Source organism: Bradyrhizobium genosp. P (assembly GCF_049949265.1).
In the GTDB taxonomy this organism is placed as follows: domain Bacteria; phylum Pseudomonadota; class Alphaproteobacteria; order Rhizobiales; family Xanthobacteraceae; genus Bradyrhizobium.
On record NZ_CP188195.1, the window covers coordinates 4,966,333 to 4,981,379 of the forward strand.

The 15,047-nt window shown below is 64.7% G+C and carries 11 protein-coding genes and 1 tRNA gene; 5 read left to right on the forward strand and 7 right to left on the reverse strand.

The features are described from left to right. Window positions 1-159 precede the first annotated feature (159 nt). The 3 genes from ACP2YO_RS24075 to ACP2YO_RS24085 all read right to left on the reverse strand — a co-directional run bounded on the left by ACP2YO_RS24075 (window position 160) and on the right by ACP2YO_RS24085 (window position 4,071). Window positions 160-235 (reverse strand) — tRNA-Lys (locus ACP2YO_RS24075). Between the two features lie 218 nt (window positions 236-453). Continuing rightward, window positions 454-3,282: a glycosyltransferase gene (locus tag ACP2YO_RS24080; RefSeq protein ID WP_426443042.1), complete on the reverse strand. Its 2,829-nt coding sequence runs from the start codon at window positions 3,280-3,282 to the stop codon at window positions 454-456. 189 nt (window positions 3,283-3,471) lie between these two features. Next, the gene (locus ACP2YO_RS24085; protein WP_426443043.1) at window positions 3,472-4,071 is read right to left on the reverse strand and encodes a beta-1-3, beta-1-6-glucan biosynthesis protein; all 600 of its coding nucleotides are present in this window, start codon (window positions 4,069-4,071) and stop codon (window positions 3,472-3,474) included. A gap of 243 nt (window positions 4,072-4,314) precedes the next feature. Here ACP2YO_RS24085 and ACP2YO_RS24090 point away from each other — a divergent pair, with 243 nt between their 5' ends. Beyond that, window positions 4,315-5,940 carry a beta-(1-6) glucans synthase gene (locus ACP2YO_RS24090; RefSeq protein WP_426443044.1) on the forward strand — a complete coding sequence of 542 codons (1,626 nt, stop codon included), beginning with the start codon at window positions 4,315-4,317 and terminating at the stop codon, window positions 5,938-5,940. On the opposite strand, the gene ACP2YO_RS24095 is transcribed toward ACP2YO_RS24090, so the two are convergent. Together ACP2YO_RS24095 and ACP2YO_RS24100 are read right to left on the reverse strand one after the other, a co-directional pair. Then, on the reverse strand, window positions 5,900-6,280 hold the full coding sequence (locus ACP2YO_RS24095) for a hypothetical protein (protein WP_426433523.1): 381 nt from the start codon (window positions 6,278-6,280) through the stop codon (window positions 5,900-5,902). The two genes, ACP2YO_RS24090 and ACP2YO_RS24095, sit on opposite strands and share 41 nt — an antisense overlap. A gap of 94 nt (window positions 6,281-6,374) precedes the next feature. Continuing rightward, complete coding sequence (locus ACP2YO_RS24100; RefSeq protein ID WP_426433525.1) at window positions 6,375-7,787, reverse strand: hypothetical protein; 1,413 nt, start codon at window positions 7,785-7,787, stop codon at window positions 6,375-6,377. Between the two features lie 171 nt (window positions 7,788-7,958). On the opposite strand from ACP2YO_RS24100, the gene glmU reads away from it, so the two are divergent. Further along, a complete protein-coding gene (gene glmU / locus ACP2YO_RS24105) occupies window positions 7,959-9,317 on the forward strand; it encodes a bifunctional UDP-N-acetylglucosamine diphosphorylase/glucosamine-1-phosphate N-acetyltransferase GlmU (RefSeq protein ID WP_426433527.1) in 1,359 nt (452 codons plus the stop codon). Window positions 9,318-10,142: 825 nt separating this feature from the next. Here the strand turns inward: glmU and ACP2YO_RS24110 are convergent. Continuing rightward, window positions 10,143-10,664, reverse strand: a complete 522-nt coding sequence (locus ACP2YO_RS24110; protein WP_426433529.1) for a diguanylate cyclase — start codon at window positions 10,662-10,664, stop codon at window positions 10,143-10,145. A gap of 263 nt (window positions 10,665-10,927) precedes the next feature. On the opposite strand from ACP2YO_RS24110, the gene glmS reads away from it, so the two are divergent. From glmS to ACP2YO_RS24125, 3 genes are all read left to right on the forward strand, one after another. Then, the gene (glmS, locus tag ACP2YO_RS24115) at window positions 10,928-12,754 is read left to right on the forward strand and encodes a glutamine--fructose-6-phosphate transaminase (isomerizing) (RefSeq protein WP_426433531.1); all 1,827 of its coding nucleotides are present in this window, start codon (window positions 10,928-10,930) and stop codon (window positions 12,752-12,754) included. A gap of 97 nt (window positions 12,755-12,851) precedes the next feature. Then, entirely contained in the window at window positions 12,852-13,631 is a 780-nt protein-coding gene (locus ACP2YO_RS24120) for a DUF502 domain-containing protein (protein WP_426433533.1), read from the forward strand. Window positions 13,632-13,710: 79 nt separating this feature from the next. After that, window positions 13,711-14,565 (forward strand): DUF1932 domain-containing protein, encoded by an 855-nt coding sequence (locus tag ACP2YO_RS24125; RefSeq protein ID WP_426433535.1) that lies wholly within the window; start codon window positions 13,711-13,713, stop codon window positions 14,563-14,565. A 127-nt stretch (window positions 14,566-14,692) separates the two neighbouring features. On the opposite strand, the gene ACP2YO_RS24130 is transcribed toward ACP2YO_RS24125, so the two are convergent. After that, a complete protein-coding gene (locus tag ACP2YO_RS24130) occupies window positions 14,693-14,980 on the reverse strand; it encodes a GIY-YIG nuclease family protein (RefSeq protein WP_426433537.1) in 288 nt (95 codons plus the stop codon). Between the last annotated feature and the right edge of the window lie 67 nt (window positions 14,981-15,047).

Consider the following 15,047-nt stretch of genomic DNA (forward strand, 5'->3'; position numbering starts at 1 on the left):
TCCAGCCGGCCCCCCCGTTGAGGCTGTTTTCTTTGGCTGCCAAGGAGCGGACTCGGAAAATGGATCTTAGGTCGTCCCTTGTGTGCAGGGTGTGTGCACAATAGGAATCGGCTTCTTCCATCAGGATCCGCTTAATGCACCTAAGTGTTTTATTTTGCTTGGTGAGCGCGGAGGGACTCGAACCCTCGACCCCATGATTAAAAGTCACGTGCTCTACCGCCTGAGCTACGCGCTCACTCACCTGAGCAACCGGTCCGGACAGAAGCGGTTTCCCGCATCTCCGGATCATGCTCCAGCCCGCGCTGTGTAGGGGGCGGGGCCCATCGGGTCAATAGCTGAAGATGTGGCAATTATGTGCTGGCCCACGCGGGAATTGCCTTTACGCCAGCGGCGGTTAAGTCGGCTTCTTGAAGTCGGCCCGGCTCGTCGTCCAGGGCGTTTCGGCGGCTCGGCTCAACCCTCCCGGCGCATTTCGGAGGCAACGGGCTGGGCAGGTGCGGTGACCGAGGGCAGGCTGACCGGGCGCACGCCGATCAGTTCCGCGGTGCGGATCGCGCTGTTGCGCCAGAAAGCAAACTCGTTGATGCGCGAATTCTCCAGGATTGCGATCGCAACCGCTGAGAGGAACGGCAGGCTCTCCAGCACCAGCACGCCCGCGAAGATGTAGATCTCGCGCACCTGCTTGAAGCCGTTGACGGCAATCAGCACGGCGGCGCCGATGAGCAGCAGCACACCGATCACAGCCTCCCAGAACGCCTGGAACTCGATCGACATCCGCGACAGGCCGCCCTTCGAGGTGCGGGCGAATGCGAGATGTTCGGTGATCAGTCCCTGCGCCACCGCGCGCGACACCGTCCACTGCACGCTCATCGCAGCGATCATGGCGCCCAGCATCTGACCGGCCTTGATGTTCACCCGCAGCCGGTACAGCGCGACGAAGTGCACCAGCGAGACGATGAAGGAGGCGATGATCGGGAGCGTCAGGATCTTGTCCGGAATTGCGATGTCGGCAAAGGCGACGATCGGCACCCAGATCAGGTTGAGGATGGCGACCACGACGCCGAGGCTTTCGGCCCCGAGCCAGTTGAGCCAGCCCAGCGAGAACTCGCGGCGCTGATCCGGTGTCAGCCGGCTCGCGCCGGGCAGGAAGCGCCGCCAGTGCTTCTTGACGATCTGGAAGCCGCCATAGGCCCAGCGGTGGCGCTGCTTCTTGAAGGCCTCGTAGGTGTCGGGCAGCAGGCCTTCGCCATAGCGCACGTTGGTGTAGTGCGTGAGCCAGCCCTGCTGCTGGATCGTCAGCCCGAGATCGGTGTCCTCGCAGATCGTGTCGCTGGACCAGCCGCCGGCCTTGTCCATCGCGGCACGGCGGATCAGGCACATCGTGCCATGCACGATGATCGCATTGGCCTCGTTGCGCTGGACCATGCCGATATCGAAGAAGCCGGCATATTCGCCGTTCATGATGTAATGCATCAGCGAGCGGTTGCCGTCGCGATGCTCCTGCGGCGCCTGCACCAGGCCGACGCGCGGATCGGCGAAGGCCGGCACCAGGTCCTTCAGCCAGTCCGGATGCACCACATAGTCGGCATCGATGATGCCGATGATCTCGGCATCCGCAGCGGTGCGCTCCATCGCGATGCGCAGCGCGCCGGCCTTGAAGCCCTGCACCTTTTCGGCGTTGATGAACTTGAAGCGCTCGCCGAGCGTCCGGCAGTGATCCTGGATCGGCCGCCAGAATTCCGGATCGGGCGTGTTGTTGATGATGCAGACGCATTCGAAATTCGGGTAGTCGAGCCGCGACACCGCATCGAGGGTCTGCTTCAGCATGTCGACCGGTTCGAAATAGGCCGGGATGTGGATCGAGACCTTGGGGAAGGCGACGTTCTCGCCCATGGTGGCGGGCGCCAGTGTCGCGCTTTCGCTGATCAGCCGGCGTGGGCGGCGGCCGAACGCAACCGCCGCGATCTCCTCGATCCGTGCCATGGCGATCAGCACCAGCGGAACCAGCAGCACCAGGCCGAGGCTGAGCGCAAAGGCCGAACCCCAGACGAAATAGTGCACGGTCCAATAATCGAACACCGTCGCCACCCAGGCGCCGACGCCGTTGGCCGACGCCGACAGCAGCAGCGCCTGCATAACGGTCGGCGAAGCCAGCCGCAGGATCGGCAGCGACATGAACAGCCCGACCAGGACGGCGACCGTGGCGATCTTCCAGTAATCCGGATTCACGATCGGGCCGGTCCAAGAGAATTTCGGCTCGCGGTCGGCGTTGAAGACGCCCCAATACGGGCCGACGCCGCCTTCGAAGAATTTCCAAGGCTGATCGATCGCTTCGACGATGTTGTAGTCCATGCCGATGGCGTCAGCGCGCGCGACAAAGTTCCGCAGCACCGAGGCCTGCCGGAACGGACCGGGCTCGGCATTGCGCAAATTGTAGCCCTGGCTGGGCCAGCCGAACTCCGCGATCATGATCCGCTTGCCGGGGAATGCGTCGCGCAGCAGATTGTAGCGGTCGACCGCCTGGTCCACCGCCTGTTTGTCGGTGAAGTTTTCCCAGTAGGGCAGCACGTGGGCGGCGATGAAGTCGGCCGAGTTAGCGAGCTGCGGATGGTCGCGCCAGATGTTCCAGATTTCGCCTGTCGTCACGGGCACGCCGACCGACTTCTTGACGCGCTGGATCAATTTAATCAGCCGGTGCACGTTGTTTTCGGCGATCGCCCATTTCATTGCGTCGGACCGCTTGTCCTCGGGCTGCACTTCGGCATCGTGGAGCCGCTGCGCCTCCTCGTGAAGGATGCGTTCGGACTCTTCGGGGGGCACCCCGATCTCGGGAACCGAGCCGAGATTCTCGATCGGAACTTGCTCGCCACGAAAGACGGTTTCGTTGCCGACGACGATTGCGATGACGTTGCTGTTGTGCCTGGCGAGGTTGATTGCAGCTTCAATCTCGCGATTGTTGCGATTGGCGTCCTGGTTGATCCACGCGCCAACCGTGACCTTCATGCCGAACTCGGCGGCGATCGGCGGCACCAGCTCGTTGCCTTCGGTCGACGAGTAGAGGCGAACGGCCCGAGACAGCGCGGACAGCTTTTTCAGGTCGGCGCGCACCTTTGCGGTATCGGCAGCGGGATCGACGACGGTGTGCCCCGCTTCGAACGGCGCATAGGAAAGGCTCGGCAGCGTGCCGCGGAAATCGGGCGCCGACTGCTTCTCCTGGAACAGACCCCAAAGCGCAGCGTGGGCGGCGGTGACAAGCAACAGGACGGCGACCACGGCGCGCATCGCGGATTAAACCATACGGGGCCTGAGTGAGGACTAAGCGAACCCGTCCCCTGGGTTCGACCGGTACGGCGGTGGACTTCAGGATATCGCTGCCGCGCGAATTAACAACTGGTATGACGGCATGGCGTTTTAAGGGCGCAAGCCGTTCCAGCTGTGAAAAAAATCGCGCTGCCGGATCGCACGACGTGGTTATTTCGCCGGTGCAGCAGGTGATGCCGATGGAGCCGGTGAGGGCGACGCTGACGGCGCCGGTGCAGGCGCGGCGTTGCCGGCCGTCGAAGGTGCGGGCGTGGGCGAGGCGGCTGCCGCGGTCTGCGGCTGGGCGGCGGGGTTGATCCAGCAGGAGTGGATGCGGCCGTCGAGGCTGCGCGGCACCTTGTCGTCGATCTGGGCGCCGAACCGGGTCAGGCAGCGGAAGGCCGCCTGGACATGACCGCCTGGGCAGCCGAACCGGTCGTAGAGGTCGAGATGCCGGAACGCGGTGTCGAGATCGTCGAGCCACATCAGGCGGACGACACGGCGGCCGAGCCAGACGCATTCCGGGTTGCCGGCGGGGCCATTGATCGCCTGCTGGGCCTCGACGAATTCGTCGGTCTTGCGCTGGTTGTTTTCCTTCGCGGCGTTTGCATTGGCGTCGGCCGGGTTTCCGGACTGCTGCTTGGTCTGGTCCTGCGGATTGGGTGTGCCGCTCTGGGCGAAAGCACCGCCGCATACGATCAGGAGCGCGACGCCTGCGACGCCGAGGTGGTGCAAACCCGTGTTCTTTAACTCAAGCAGCCGTCGACGCATGCATTCCCCGATATGTTCCGGCCCCGCGGGATCATCCTAACGGCTCGCGTGATGCCGTCCAAATAGGTCTCCACTGCGGCGGAGACTCTGACGGAATCCCATGACCGGAATTTGGTATTTTGTCCAGCAAACTCACAACTTTATCGCAGCATGGCAAAACTGTCGCAGGACAACCATGGTATTGACCAATTCACGCTCTTGGCAGACGGGCCGTGACCGGCTAATTCGACGGTCCCCCGGAGGATGGAACCGATTTCGCTTCGTACGCCGCTGGCGCTTCTCCTGATCTCGCTTTCGGTGATCGCAGCCGTGTGGTGGTGGCTTGCCACGCCGATCACGCTGGCGCGCGCGCCAATCGATCCGAATGCGAAGCTGCAATGCGTGTCCTACACGCCGTTCCGTGGCGCCCAGACACCTCTTGATCCCACCACACAAATCCCGGTCGAGCAGATCGAGCAGGACCTGGCTGACTTGGCCAAGGTGACGGACTGCGTGCGGACCTATTCGATCGAGAACGGCCTCGACCAGGTGCCAGGCGTTGCGGCCAAGGTCGGCCTGAAGGTGATGCAGGGCATCTGGCTCAGCAGCAACCGCTTCAAGAATCTGCAGCAGATCGCAATCGCGGTGCGGCTCTCCAAGGAATATCCAGGCGTGATCACCTCGCTGATCGTCGGCAATGAGGTGCTGTTGCGCGGCGAGATGACAGCCGCCGACCTCGCCGCCAACATTCGCACTGTGAAGGCCCAGGCCAATGTCCCGGTGACCTATGCCGACGTCTGGGAATACTGGCTGAAGAACCGTGAGATCTACGACGCGGTCGATTTCGTCACGATTCACATCCTGCCGTATTGGGAGGACACGCCGGTCAAGGCCAAGTTCGCCGCGGCGCATGTCGACGAGATCCGGAAGCGGATGGCGGTGTCGTTCCCGGCCAAGGAGATCCTGATCGGCGAGACCGGCTGGCCGAGCGCGGGGCGGATGCGGGAAGGCGCGCTGCCGTCGCGCACCAACCAGGCGCGGGTGGTCTCGGATATCCTCGATCTTGCCAAGCGGGAGGGTTTCCGCGTCAACCTGATCGAGGCCTATGACCAGCCCTGGAAGCGCAGGCTCGAGGGCACTGTCGGCGGCTATTGGGGCCTGTTCGATTCCGTCCACCGTCAGGTCAAGTATCCGCCCGGCGTCGCGATCAGCAACTATCCCGCTTGGAAGCTGCAGATGGGATGCGGCATGGCGCTCAGCGCTGCCACCTTCCTTGCGGGGTGGCTGACCTGGCGGCGCCGTCCCTGGACGCCGCGGCCCTCGGCCTGGATCGCGGTCGGCATTTCCGCGACGGTGGCCGGTGCGCTGCTCGGGATCGGCGTCGACAAGATGTCCTATGAGAGCTACGGCGCCGGCGGCTGGCTGCTGTGGGGGACGCTGCTGGCGGCGGGGATTGCCGCGCCCCTGCTGTCGGCGCATGCGCTGATTGCCGGGCGGCCGCTGCCGACCTTCCTGGAACTGCTGGGGCCACGCAACTACCGCAGCAAGGGCGTGCTCGCGGCGTTGTTGGCGCTCGTGCTGGTCGTGGCCACCGTCATCGCCGCCGAGACCGCGCTCGGCTTCACCTTCGATCCGCGCTACCGCGATTTCCCGTTTGCCTCGCTGACCATGGCGGTGGTGCCGTTTGCGCTGCTGACCATGCTCAACCGCCCGAAGGAGGGCGCCCGCCCGATCGCCGAGTCCGTATTCACGGGTCTGTTCGTGCTCGCGGCGGGCTACATGCTGTTCAACGAGGGGACGATCAACTGGCAATCGGACTGGACCTGCGCGATGTATCTCTTGCTGGCGGCTACGCTGTGGCGGGGGCGGGCCGCGCAAAGCCCAGAATGAGCAGGCCGATCGCAATCCCCGACAGCGCGACGTTGTAGAGCACAATGCCGAGTCCGGCCGCGATGAGCCCGCCGGTCAGCAGCACGATCGAGGGCCGCATCACGTGCAGCACGGCGATCACGAGCGCCACGATCCCGAACACCGAGTTCTTGAACAGCACCGTCGAGAGCGTGCGCGCCTGGCACAGCAGCGTCTGCAGCCCGCCGTCGCAGGCGAGCGCGACGGTCGAGAATTCGATCGCCAGATAGCGCACGTAAAGCGCGTAGCCGATGGTGATGAAGCCGACGACCAGCAGGAACTGGACCTGATAGGGCGAGACGCGGAACGGAGGTTTTGTCATCGTGGCACTATGGTCGCGAATGCGGTGCGCGACAAGCTCGCCTCGACCGGGGAAGTTGGTTGAGAATTTGACCGCAACATATTGCCGCAGATGATCATTGGCCGTTGCGCCGGAAGATCGAGGAGAACGTCGTCGGCTCCGGCTTCTTCTGCTCGGCAACCGGCGCGTCGGCGCGCCTGGGCGCAATCCGCCGGCGCGGCTGGAGCGGCTTGCCCGCGGCCGGCTCGTCGTCGGACTTCATGGTCAGGCGCTGGCCGTCGTAGATCGCGGTTTCGCAGGTCCGCTGGATCGGGCTCAGTCCGGCGCAGATTTTGGCGGCGGCGCCGGCATCGTTGAGCGGTCCGGCCACCAGACGAAGCTGCATGCCGAGGCCGCCCGTGCCTTCCTTGATCACGATGATCGGGCGCAGCGCCGCAAGCGGCGCGTTGGCCTTAACCCTCAACAGCCCGCGCCACAGCGCGCGCAGCCCGTTGACCGAATTCGCGATGCCGAGATCGACACCGAACTCGGTGCGCTGGATCTGCGCCTTCGGTGTGCTGCCGTCGTCAGGCTCCCGCGCCGCGGTCGCCACCTCGGGCATCGGCGCCGATGCCACGTCGTTGGCCTTTGGCGGCTTGATCGGTTCGACCGGCTTGCCGGCGGCAGGATTTGGCGCCCCGATCATCGAATTGTCAGCAACCGCCGCCGCCGGGCGCATTGGCATTGAAGGTTTACCGTCGTCCGCGCCGGCTGGAACTGCGACGGCAACGGGGCTGGCGGCAACGGCGGCGGCGGGCGCCGCCGCGGACGGATTGTCCGGCACGGCCGTCGGCGGCTTGTCGGCAGCGGTCTGCGGCTTGGGGTCGGAGGCCTGCGGTTTGGTGTCCGAGCCAGTCTTGGTTTCGGAGACTGCTTGCGGCCTGGCGGCGAGCGCCAACTTCTTGTCCGCCCCGGCAGGTTTCTCCATCGTGGCGGCCGGCTTCTCGGCCGGGGCAGCCGCTCTGTCCGACGCGGCCTGCTTGTCGGAGGGCGCCGGCTGGGTGCTGGCAACCGGTGTGACGGCGGGAGCTGCCGCCGGCGGCTGTGCAGGTGCCGGCGGGGCGACTGGGGCGATCATTGCGGCTACTGCTGGTGCCGGCGGAACGACCGGCGCCTGTTTGGTAATCGCGCCGGTGACGGAATCGAAGCCTTGCTCCAGTGTGCTGACACGCGAGTAGAGCCGGTCTCGGTCGCTGTTGAGCGTATCGATCGCGGAAGCGAGCCGCCGCGTCTCGTTGTGGCTCTCCTTGGCCAGCGTCTGCAACTGCTGCGCCTGGCGGGCGACGTCGACGGCAGCAATTTGGTCGCGCCTGAGCATCAATGATGATTGGTTGGCCATCACGGCGACGACGACCGCGCCGACCGCGGCGACGCCCCACGACCCGAGCCGCCACAGCATGCTGCGACCGGACTCGCGCTCCTCAGCGAGCAGCCCACTTGAGCTTTCAGTGTCGAAATCCGCCGCAAGGTTGTCGGGATCTTTGGCCAAAGCGCGCTTGGCCCTCCTCAAGGCCCGCCGAATCACAGGGCAAAGATTAACAGGAAATCGACCGGGAACTTAAATCCGGGTGCGCACGGAGGCGAATCGGTTTCTTCTCCCCGGGAAACCCATTAAAGACGGCCCAGCGCAGGGGGCTGCGCGAGGTGTTGAGGATATCGAATGACTGCGCGATCGAGCCTGACGGTGGTGCTTGCGGCCGGCGAGGGCACGCGGATGCGCTCGTCGCTGCCGAAGGTGCTGCACCCCGTCGCCGGGCAGTCGCTGCTGGCGCATGTGCTCAATGCTGCCGCCGCCGGCGAGGGATCGTCGCTCGCGGTCGTGATCGGCCCGGACCATGAGGCGGTCGCCGCCGAGGCGCGGCGCATTCGGCCCGACGCGCAGGTCTTCGTTCAGCGCGAGCGGCTCGGCACCGCGCATGCGGTGCTGGCCGCGCGCGAGGCGCTGGCCCACGGCGCCGACGACCTTCTGGTCGCGTTCGGGGACACGCCACTGATCTCGGCCGAGACGTTTGCGCGCATGCGCGCCCCGCTTCGTCAGGGCGCGGCGCTTGCCGTGTTGGGCTTCCAGGCGGCCGATCCCACCGGCTATGGCCGGCTGGTGGTCGACGGCGGTAAACTGGTCGCAATCCGCGAGCATGCCGACGCCAGCCCGGAGCAGCGCAAGATCACGCTGTGCAACGCCGGCGTGATGGCGTTCGACGGCAGCCGCGCGCTCGCGATCATCGAGAAGATCGGCAACAGCAACGCCAAGGGCGAATACTATCTGCCCGATGCCGTCGGCATCGTCAGGGATTTGGGATTGGAGGCCGTCGTGATTGAAACCAGCGAAGACGAAGTGCGCGGCATCAACACCAACGCGCAGCTCGCGGAGGCCGAGGCCGTGATGCAGGCGCGGCTGCGTAAAGCCGCGCTCGAAGCCGGCGTGACCCTGATCGCGCCCGAGACCGTCTTCCTCGCGGCCGACACCACATTCGGCAAGGACGTCACGATCGAGCCATTCGTGGTGATCGGCCCCGGCGTCACGATCGCCGATGGCGCCGTGATCCATTCCTTCTCGCACATCGTCGAGGCCTCGATCGGCAAGAAGGCCTCGGTCGGTCCCTATGCGCGGATCCGGCCGGGCACCTCGCTCGGCGACGGCGCGCGGATCGGCAATTTCGTCGAGACCAAGGCCGCCGTGCTCGAGGCCGGCGTCAAGGTCAACCATCTCTCCTACGTTGGAGACGCCCATGTCGGCGCCAATTCCAATCTCGGCGCCGGCACCATCACCTGCAACTATGATGGCTTCTCCAAGCACAAGACGCTGATCGGCGAGGGCGCCTTCATCGGCACCAACTCTTCGCTGGTCGCGCCGGTCAAGATCGGCAACGGCGCCTATATCGGCTCCGGCTCCGTCATCACCAAGGACGTGCCCGACGACGCCCTTGCCGTCGAGCGCAGCCAGCAGACCATCCGCGAAGGCGGCGCGAAGCGCTATCGCGAGATCAAGATGAAGGCGAAAGCGCCAAAGGAGAAGTGAGGGGCCCTCTGCCGCAGGCCTTCTCCGCGTCATTGCGAGCCAACGGGTCGCGCGAATGCGCGCCCGATGACAGGCTCCGCGAACCAACCGATTCTGCCGCGTACGGGGAAGCATGGATTGCTTCGTCGCTTTCGCTCCTCGCAATAACGGGGAGAAGTTTCGGCTTCAATGATCAAGCAGCCAAAACCTCGGTGTCATCGCCCCGCTCGACCGGGCGATCCAGTATTCCAGAGACGTCAGTGCTTGAGCTGAGAGGTCGCGGCGTACTGGGTCGCCCGGTCCCGGTGCGCAATTGCGGACAAGGCCGGGCGATGACAGTTGTAGATGAGGCGCGGTTTCACGTCCTCGCGACATGATTTGTCCGAGCTTTGCGCTTCGTTTGCCCTCTCACTTTGCAGAGGGCGCAGGGAAAGCCGGGTGCCGATTGCACCCATGGGCCCGGTGCAACAAAAAGCACCGGGGTAGGACCACAGGTGTAACCGGGAACTCCGGCTTTCCCTGCGCGATGGGTTACGGCTTACTTCGTGCTCTCCCCGGCGAGACCAGGCTTGCTTGTCACCGTCATCCGCGAGGGCCCTTGGGCTCTTGCGAAGAGACACCTGCCACTGGGGTGTCGGAACCACACGACTTCACTGTCCGCTTCATGCGCACTCGTCTGTTGCGCAATCGGCGTCCACCGCATCCCACCGCGCGTTCGTGACGTGCGCACGCCCCTCGATCGGGTGGGACGGGCAAATCTATACACCAATTTTGATTGCGAAAAAACCGAAATATTTTTGCCGTGAGCACTTGCCCCGTCGGGCAAATCAGTGCCATCGGCAATCGTCACTCCGCGCGGCGTCCGCGACCGCGGACAGCACCATCGCCGACGGCGTGACCGTAGCTGTCGTTGACCGACTTGAAGTGATCGACGTCGAGCACGGCACAGGCGAGCGGGCTGAGATGCCGTGCCGCCAGCGCGGTCAGCCGCTCACCTTCGCCGCGAAAACAACGCCGCGAAGAGGTGCAGGTCAGGCTGTCCTGCATGCTGAGATTCCGCAGCATCAACTCGTCGACGGCGATCGCCGCAAGATCCGGCGTCGAGGTCGCGGGGGCGCGTATCCATCGCGCACAACGTCCCGACGATTGCGCCTGATATGCGAAGCTGCGCGCCCGCATAGAAACGGATGAACGGCTTGTCGCGCACGAAGACATTGTCCGCGAAGCGAACGTCGACATCGGTACGCGAAAAATCTTCCGGCACAGCGCCGTCAGGCGGTCGAAGGCAAGCTCGCGCGGCGTATCGAGAATGTCGAGGTGGGCCAGGACATCGAGGCGACGCGCCTCGGGATCTTGCATTTCGTGCATCGGGGCACCTCCGGCGGCGGCAGCCTCTCGGAAAGGGGTTAACTTCACCTTGATGGCAGGTGAAATTGCGCGATGCAGAACCTGGTTTGCTAACAATTGGTGAAAATGGAGACGGAGGATTAACCAGTCTTAAGCGTCAACCTTGCCGCTTAACACTGTCGCAATCCGCAATAATTATTGAGTATCTTGCGCACGGCGATTCCCGTTAAGGGACCGTGTCGCTGCTTTGGCAAATTTTCGGCGATTTGGGGATATTGAACCGCATGTGCGGCATCGTCGGCATTCTTGGACGCGCTCCGGTCGCGGAGCAATTGGTGGATTCGCTGAAGCGGCTCGAGTACCGCGGCTATGATTCGGCAGGTATCGCCACGCTGGAGAATGGCAGTCTCGCGCGCCGCCGCGCCGAGGGCAAATTGAAGAACCTCGAGGCCAAGCTGGGCGCAACGCCGCTCGGCGGCCATACCGGCATCGGCCACACCCGCTGGGCGACCCACGGCAAGCCGACCGAGAACAACGCGCATCCGCATTCGACCGAGCGCGTCGCCGTGGTGCATAACGGCATCATCGAGAATTTCCGCGAGCTGCGCGAGGAGCTCGAGGCCAAGGGCACGGTGTTCTCGACCCAGACCGACACCGAGATCGTGCTGCATCTGGTCGATGATCTGCTCAAGGGCGGCGTCAAGCCGATCGAGGCGGTGAGGGCGGCGCTGACGCGGTTGCGCGGCGCGTTCGCGCTCGGCTTCATCTTCGCCGGCGAGGACGATTTGATGATCGGCGCCCGCAACGGCCCGCCGCTCGCGATCGGCCATGGCGCGGGCGAGATGTATCTGGGCTCGGACGCGATCGCGCTCGGGCCCTTCACCGACACGATCAGCTATCTCGAGGACGGCGACTGGGTAGTGCTGACCCGCAAGGGCGCGACCATCTACGACAAGGACGGCGCGATCGTCCACCGCGAGGCCATCAAGCACACCACGGCGGCAGCGCTGGTCGACAAGGCGAACTATCGTCATTTCATGGCGAAGGAGATCCACGAGCAGCCGGAAGTGGTCGGCCATACGCTCGCCCGCTATGTCGACATGGCGACCGAGCGCGTCGCGATACCGGTCAAGCTGCCGTTCGACTTCAAGGACATTCAGCGCATCTCGATCACGGCCTGCGGCACCGCGAGCTATGCCGGCTTCGTCGCAAAATACTGGCTCGAGCGGTTGGGCCGCGTGCCGGTCGAGCTCGATGTCGCCTCCGAATTCCGCTATCGCGAGGCGCCGCTGCGCAAGGGCGATCTGGCGATCTTCATCTCGCAGTCCGGCGAGACCGCCGATACGCTGGCCGCGCTGCGCTACGCCAAATCGCAGGGCGCCCACACGCTGTCGGTCATCAACGTGCCGACCTCGACGATCGCGCGCGAAAGCGAGACCGTGCTGCAGACGCTGGCCGGGCCGGAGATCGGCGTCGCCTCGACCAAGGCCTTCACCTGCCAGCTGATGGTGCTGGCCTCGCTCGCGGTCGCCGCCGGCAAGGCGCGCGGCGAGCTGTCTGACACCGACGAGACCAAGCTGGTGCACTCGCTGGTCGAGATTCCGCGGCTGATGTCGGAAGCGCTGATGTTGGAGCCGCAGATCGAGAAGCTGGCGCGCGAGATCGCGAAGTCGCGCGACGTGCTCTATCTCGGTCGCGGCACCAGCTATCCGCTGGCGCTGGAAGGCGCGCTGAAGCTGAAGGAAATCTCCTACATCCATGCCGAGGGCTACGCCGCCGGCGAGCTCAAGCACGGGCCGATCGCGCTGATCGACGAGCACATGCCGGTGGTGGTGATCGCGCCCTACGACAAGGTGTTCGAGAAGACGGTCTCCAACATGCAGGAGGTGGCGGCCCGCGGCGGCAAGATCATCCTGATGACCGACGCCAAGGGGGCGGCCGAGGCGACGATCCAGTCCCTGGTGACGATCGTGATGCCCGACATGGGGGCGACCTTTGCGCCGATCGTCTATGCCGTCCCGGTGCAGCTATTGGCCTATCACACCGCGGTCGTCATGGGCACCGACGTCGACCAGCCGCGGAATCTGGCGAAATCGGTCACGGTCGAATAGCCGCAAGCCTTGTGGTCATCTTGGCCCTTCAAAAACCTGCTAGGATGGCTTAGCTGGTTGATTGGCCTGTGGCCGCTTCGACCACCTTGGAACCGCAATGACCTCCAACCAACTGCCCCCCGTCACGTCAGGTGAACTGCCTCCGGACGCCCCGCGCGGGCTGATGGCGCGGTTTCGCAACTATTTCCTGACCGGCCTGGTGGTTGCGGGTCCGATCGCGATCACCTTCTATTTGACGTGGTGGTTCGTAAACTGGGTCGACAATCTGGTCCGCCCGTTCGTTCCGGTGGCCTACCGGCCGGAAACCTATCTGCCGTTCGGGCTGCCCGGCTCCGGGTTGATCGTCGCGGTTATCGCGCTGACGCTGCTCGGCTTTCTCACCGCCAATTTGATCGGGCGAACCCTGGTCGATCTCGGCGAGCGGCTGCTGGGGCGGATTCCCGCTGTGCGCGCGATCTATCGCGGCTTGAAGCAGGTGTTCGAGACGCTGTTCTCCGGCAACGGGTCGAGCTTCCGCCGCGTCGGACTGGTCGAATTTCCCTCGCCAGGGATGTGGTCGATCGTGCTGATCTCGCAGTCGCCGAACCCTGAACTTGCCGCCAGCCTGCCCGGAGACGAAGAGCACATCTCGGTGTTTCTGCCCTGTGCGCCGAACCCGACCACCGGCTTCTTCTTCTACGTGCCGAAGAGCAAGATCATCGAGATCGAGATGAGCACCGAGGATGCCGCGACGCTGATCATGTCGGCCGGCGTGGTGCAGCCCGGCGCCTCCGAACAGCAGAAACGCGTCGCCGCGCTCGCCGGCATGGCCAACGCCGCCCGCGTCGCCAACCAGACCTCGTTGCAACCGGCGGCGCCGGCGAAAGCCGAGGGCTGAACGGCCCGGCAAGACGTTCCGCGAGCGACACAGGCTCGGGCGCAGCGCGCCGATCCACGCCTTCAACCGGGAGACCACGATGTCCACGACCATTGCGGTCCTCGCGCCGGGTGCCATGGGCAGCGCGGTGGCACAGCGCCTGACCGAGCACGGCGCACGCGTGCTGACCTCGCTCGCCGGGCGCAGCGCAGCCACTGTGAAGCGGGCCAGCGATGCCGGGATGATCGCGGCCGATGATGCCGATATCGCAGGCGCCGACATCATCCTATCGATCGTGCCGCCGGGCGAGGCGCTGGCGCTGGCCGAACGGCTTGCCGCAGAAATCACCAGGGAGCAGACCACGCCGGTATTCGTCGATTGCAACGCGGTCAGCGTCGAGACGGTCCGCAAGGTCGAGGAGATCGTCGAATCGTCAGGCGCGCGCTTCGTCGATGCCGGGATCATCGGCCTCCCGCCGCGGGCAGGCCATCCGGGACCGTCGTTCTTCGTCTCGGGCGAACACACCGGCGACGTCGCTGTGCTCAGCGAATTGGGCCTCGATATGCGTGTCGTTGAGGGGCCGGCCGGCGCCGCCTCGGCGCTGAAGATGTCCTACGCCGGAATCAACAAGGGCCTGACCGCGGTTGCGGCTGCCATGGTGCTCGCCGCCACCCGTGCCGGCGCGGCGGATGCGCTGCGCGAGGAGCTGATACGAAGCCAGCCGCAGCTGCTCGCCAAGCTCGACGCCGCGCTGCCGGACATGGTGCCGAAAGCCTATCGCTGGGTCGCCGAGATGCGCGAGATCGCGGCATTCCTCGGCCCCGATCATCCCGCCAACCTCGCCTACGAGGGATTTGCTCGCCTGTTCGAGCACATCGCCGCCGACGAAAAGGGCGCGCGGACCGAAGTCGCGCAACTGAAGGCGTTCGCGGAAGGCGGTAAGGCCAAGGGCTGACGACCTCTCTCCGTCATTGCGAGGAGCGATAGCGACGAAGCAATCCATCCCTCCGCACATGCGGCGCGATGGATTGCTTCGCTCCGCTCGCAATGACGTTGAGGAGGCGGTCGGTGTTCTATTCTGCTCAGATGAGCGTATCGTAGAGGTCATTCCAATCGGGATTCAGCGTCTCGATGAGCGCAATCTTCCTCGCTCGGCTGCCCGCCTTGATCTGCTTCTCGCGTGTGATTGCATTGATCATGGTCTCGTGAAGCTCGTACCAGACCAACATCTTGCAGCCGTACTTTGCTGAGAAGCCTTTTACAAGCCCTTCACGGTGCGTAAAAGCTCGGCGAGGTAGGTCCGAGGTCACGCCGGTGTAGAGTGTCCCGTGACGCTTGCTCGCGAAGATGTATACGCAAGGTTGCTTCATCTTTTTCCTCCAACTACAACCCTACACCGTCATTGCGAGGAGCGGTAGCGACGAAGCAATCCATCCA

Coding starts and splice junctions, on each gene's coding strand:
- ACP2YO_RS24080 (WP_426443042.1), bottom strand. CDS start 3,282: ATGCGCGCCGTGGTCGCCGTCCTGTTGCTTGTCACCGCCGCCCACGCT.
- ACP2YO_RS24085 (WP_426443043.1), bottom strand. CDS start 4,071: ATGCGTCGACGGCTGCTTGAGTTAAAGAACACGGGTTTGCACCACCTC.
- ACP2YO_RS24090 (WP_426443044.1), top strand. CDS start 4,315: ATGGAACCGATTTCGCTTCGTACGCCGCTGGCGCTTCTCCTGATCTCG.
- ACP2YO_RS24095 (WP_426433523.1), bottom strand. CDS start 6,280: ATGACAAAACCTCCGTTCCGCGTCTCGCCCTATCAGGTCCAGTTCCTG.
- glmU (WP_426433527.1), top strand. CDS start 7,959: ATGACTGCGCGATCGAGCCTGACGGTGGTGCTTGCGGCCGGCGAGGGC.
- ACP2YO_RS24110 (WP_426433529.1), bottom strand. CDS start 10,664: ATGCACGAAATGCAAGATCCCGAGGCGCGTCGCCTCGATGTCCTGGCC.
- glmS (WP_426433531.1), top strand. CDS start 10,928: ATGTGCGGCATCGTCGGCATTCTTGGACGCGCTCCGGTCGCGGAGCAA.
- ACP2YO_RS24120 (WP_426433533.1), top strand. CDS start 12,852: ATGACCTCCAACCAACTGCCCCCCGTCACGTCAGGTGAACTGCCTCCG.
- ACP2YO_RS24125 (WP_426433535.1), top strand. CDS start 13,711: ATGTCCACGACCATTGCGGTCCTCGCGCCGGGTGCCATGGGCAGCGCG.
- ACP2YO_RS24130 (WP_426433537.1), bottom strand. CDS start 14,980: ATGAAGCAACCTTGCGTATACATCTTCGCGAGCAAGCGTCACGGGACA.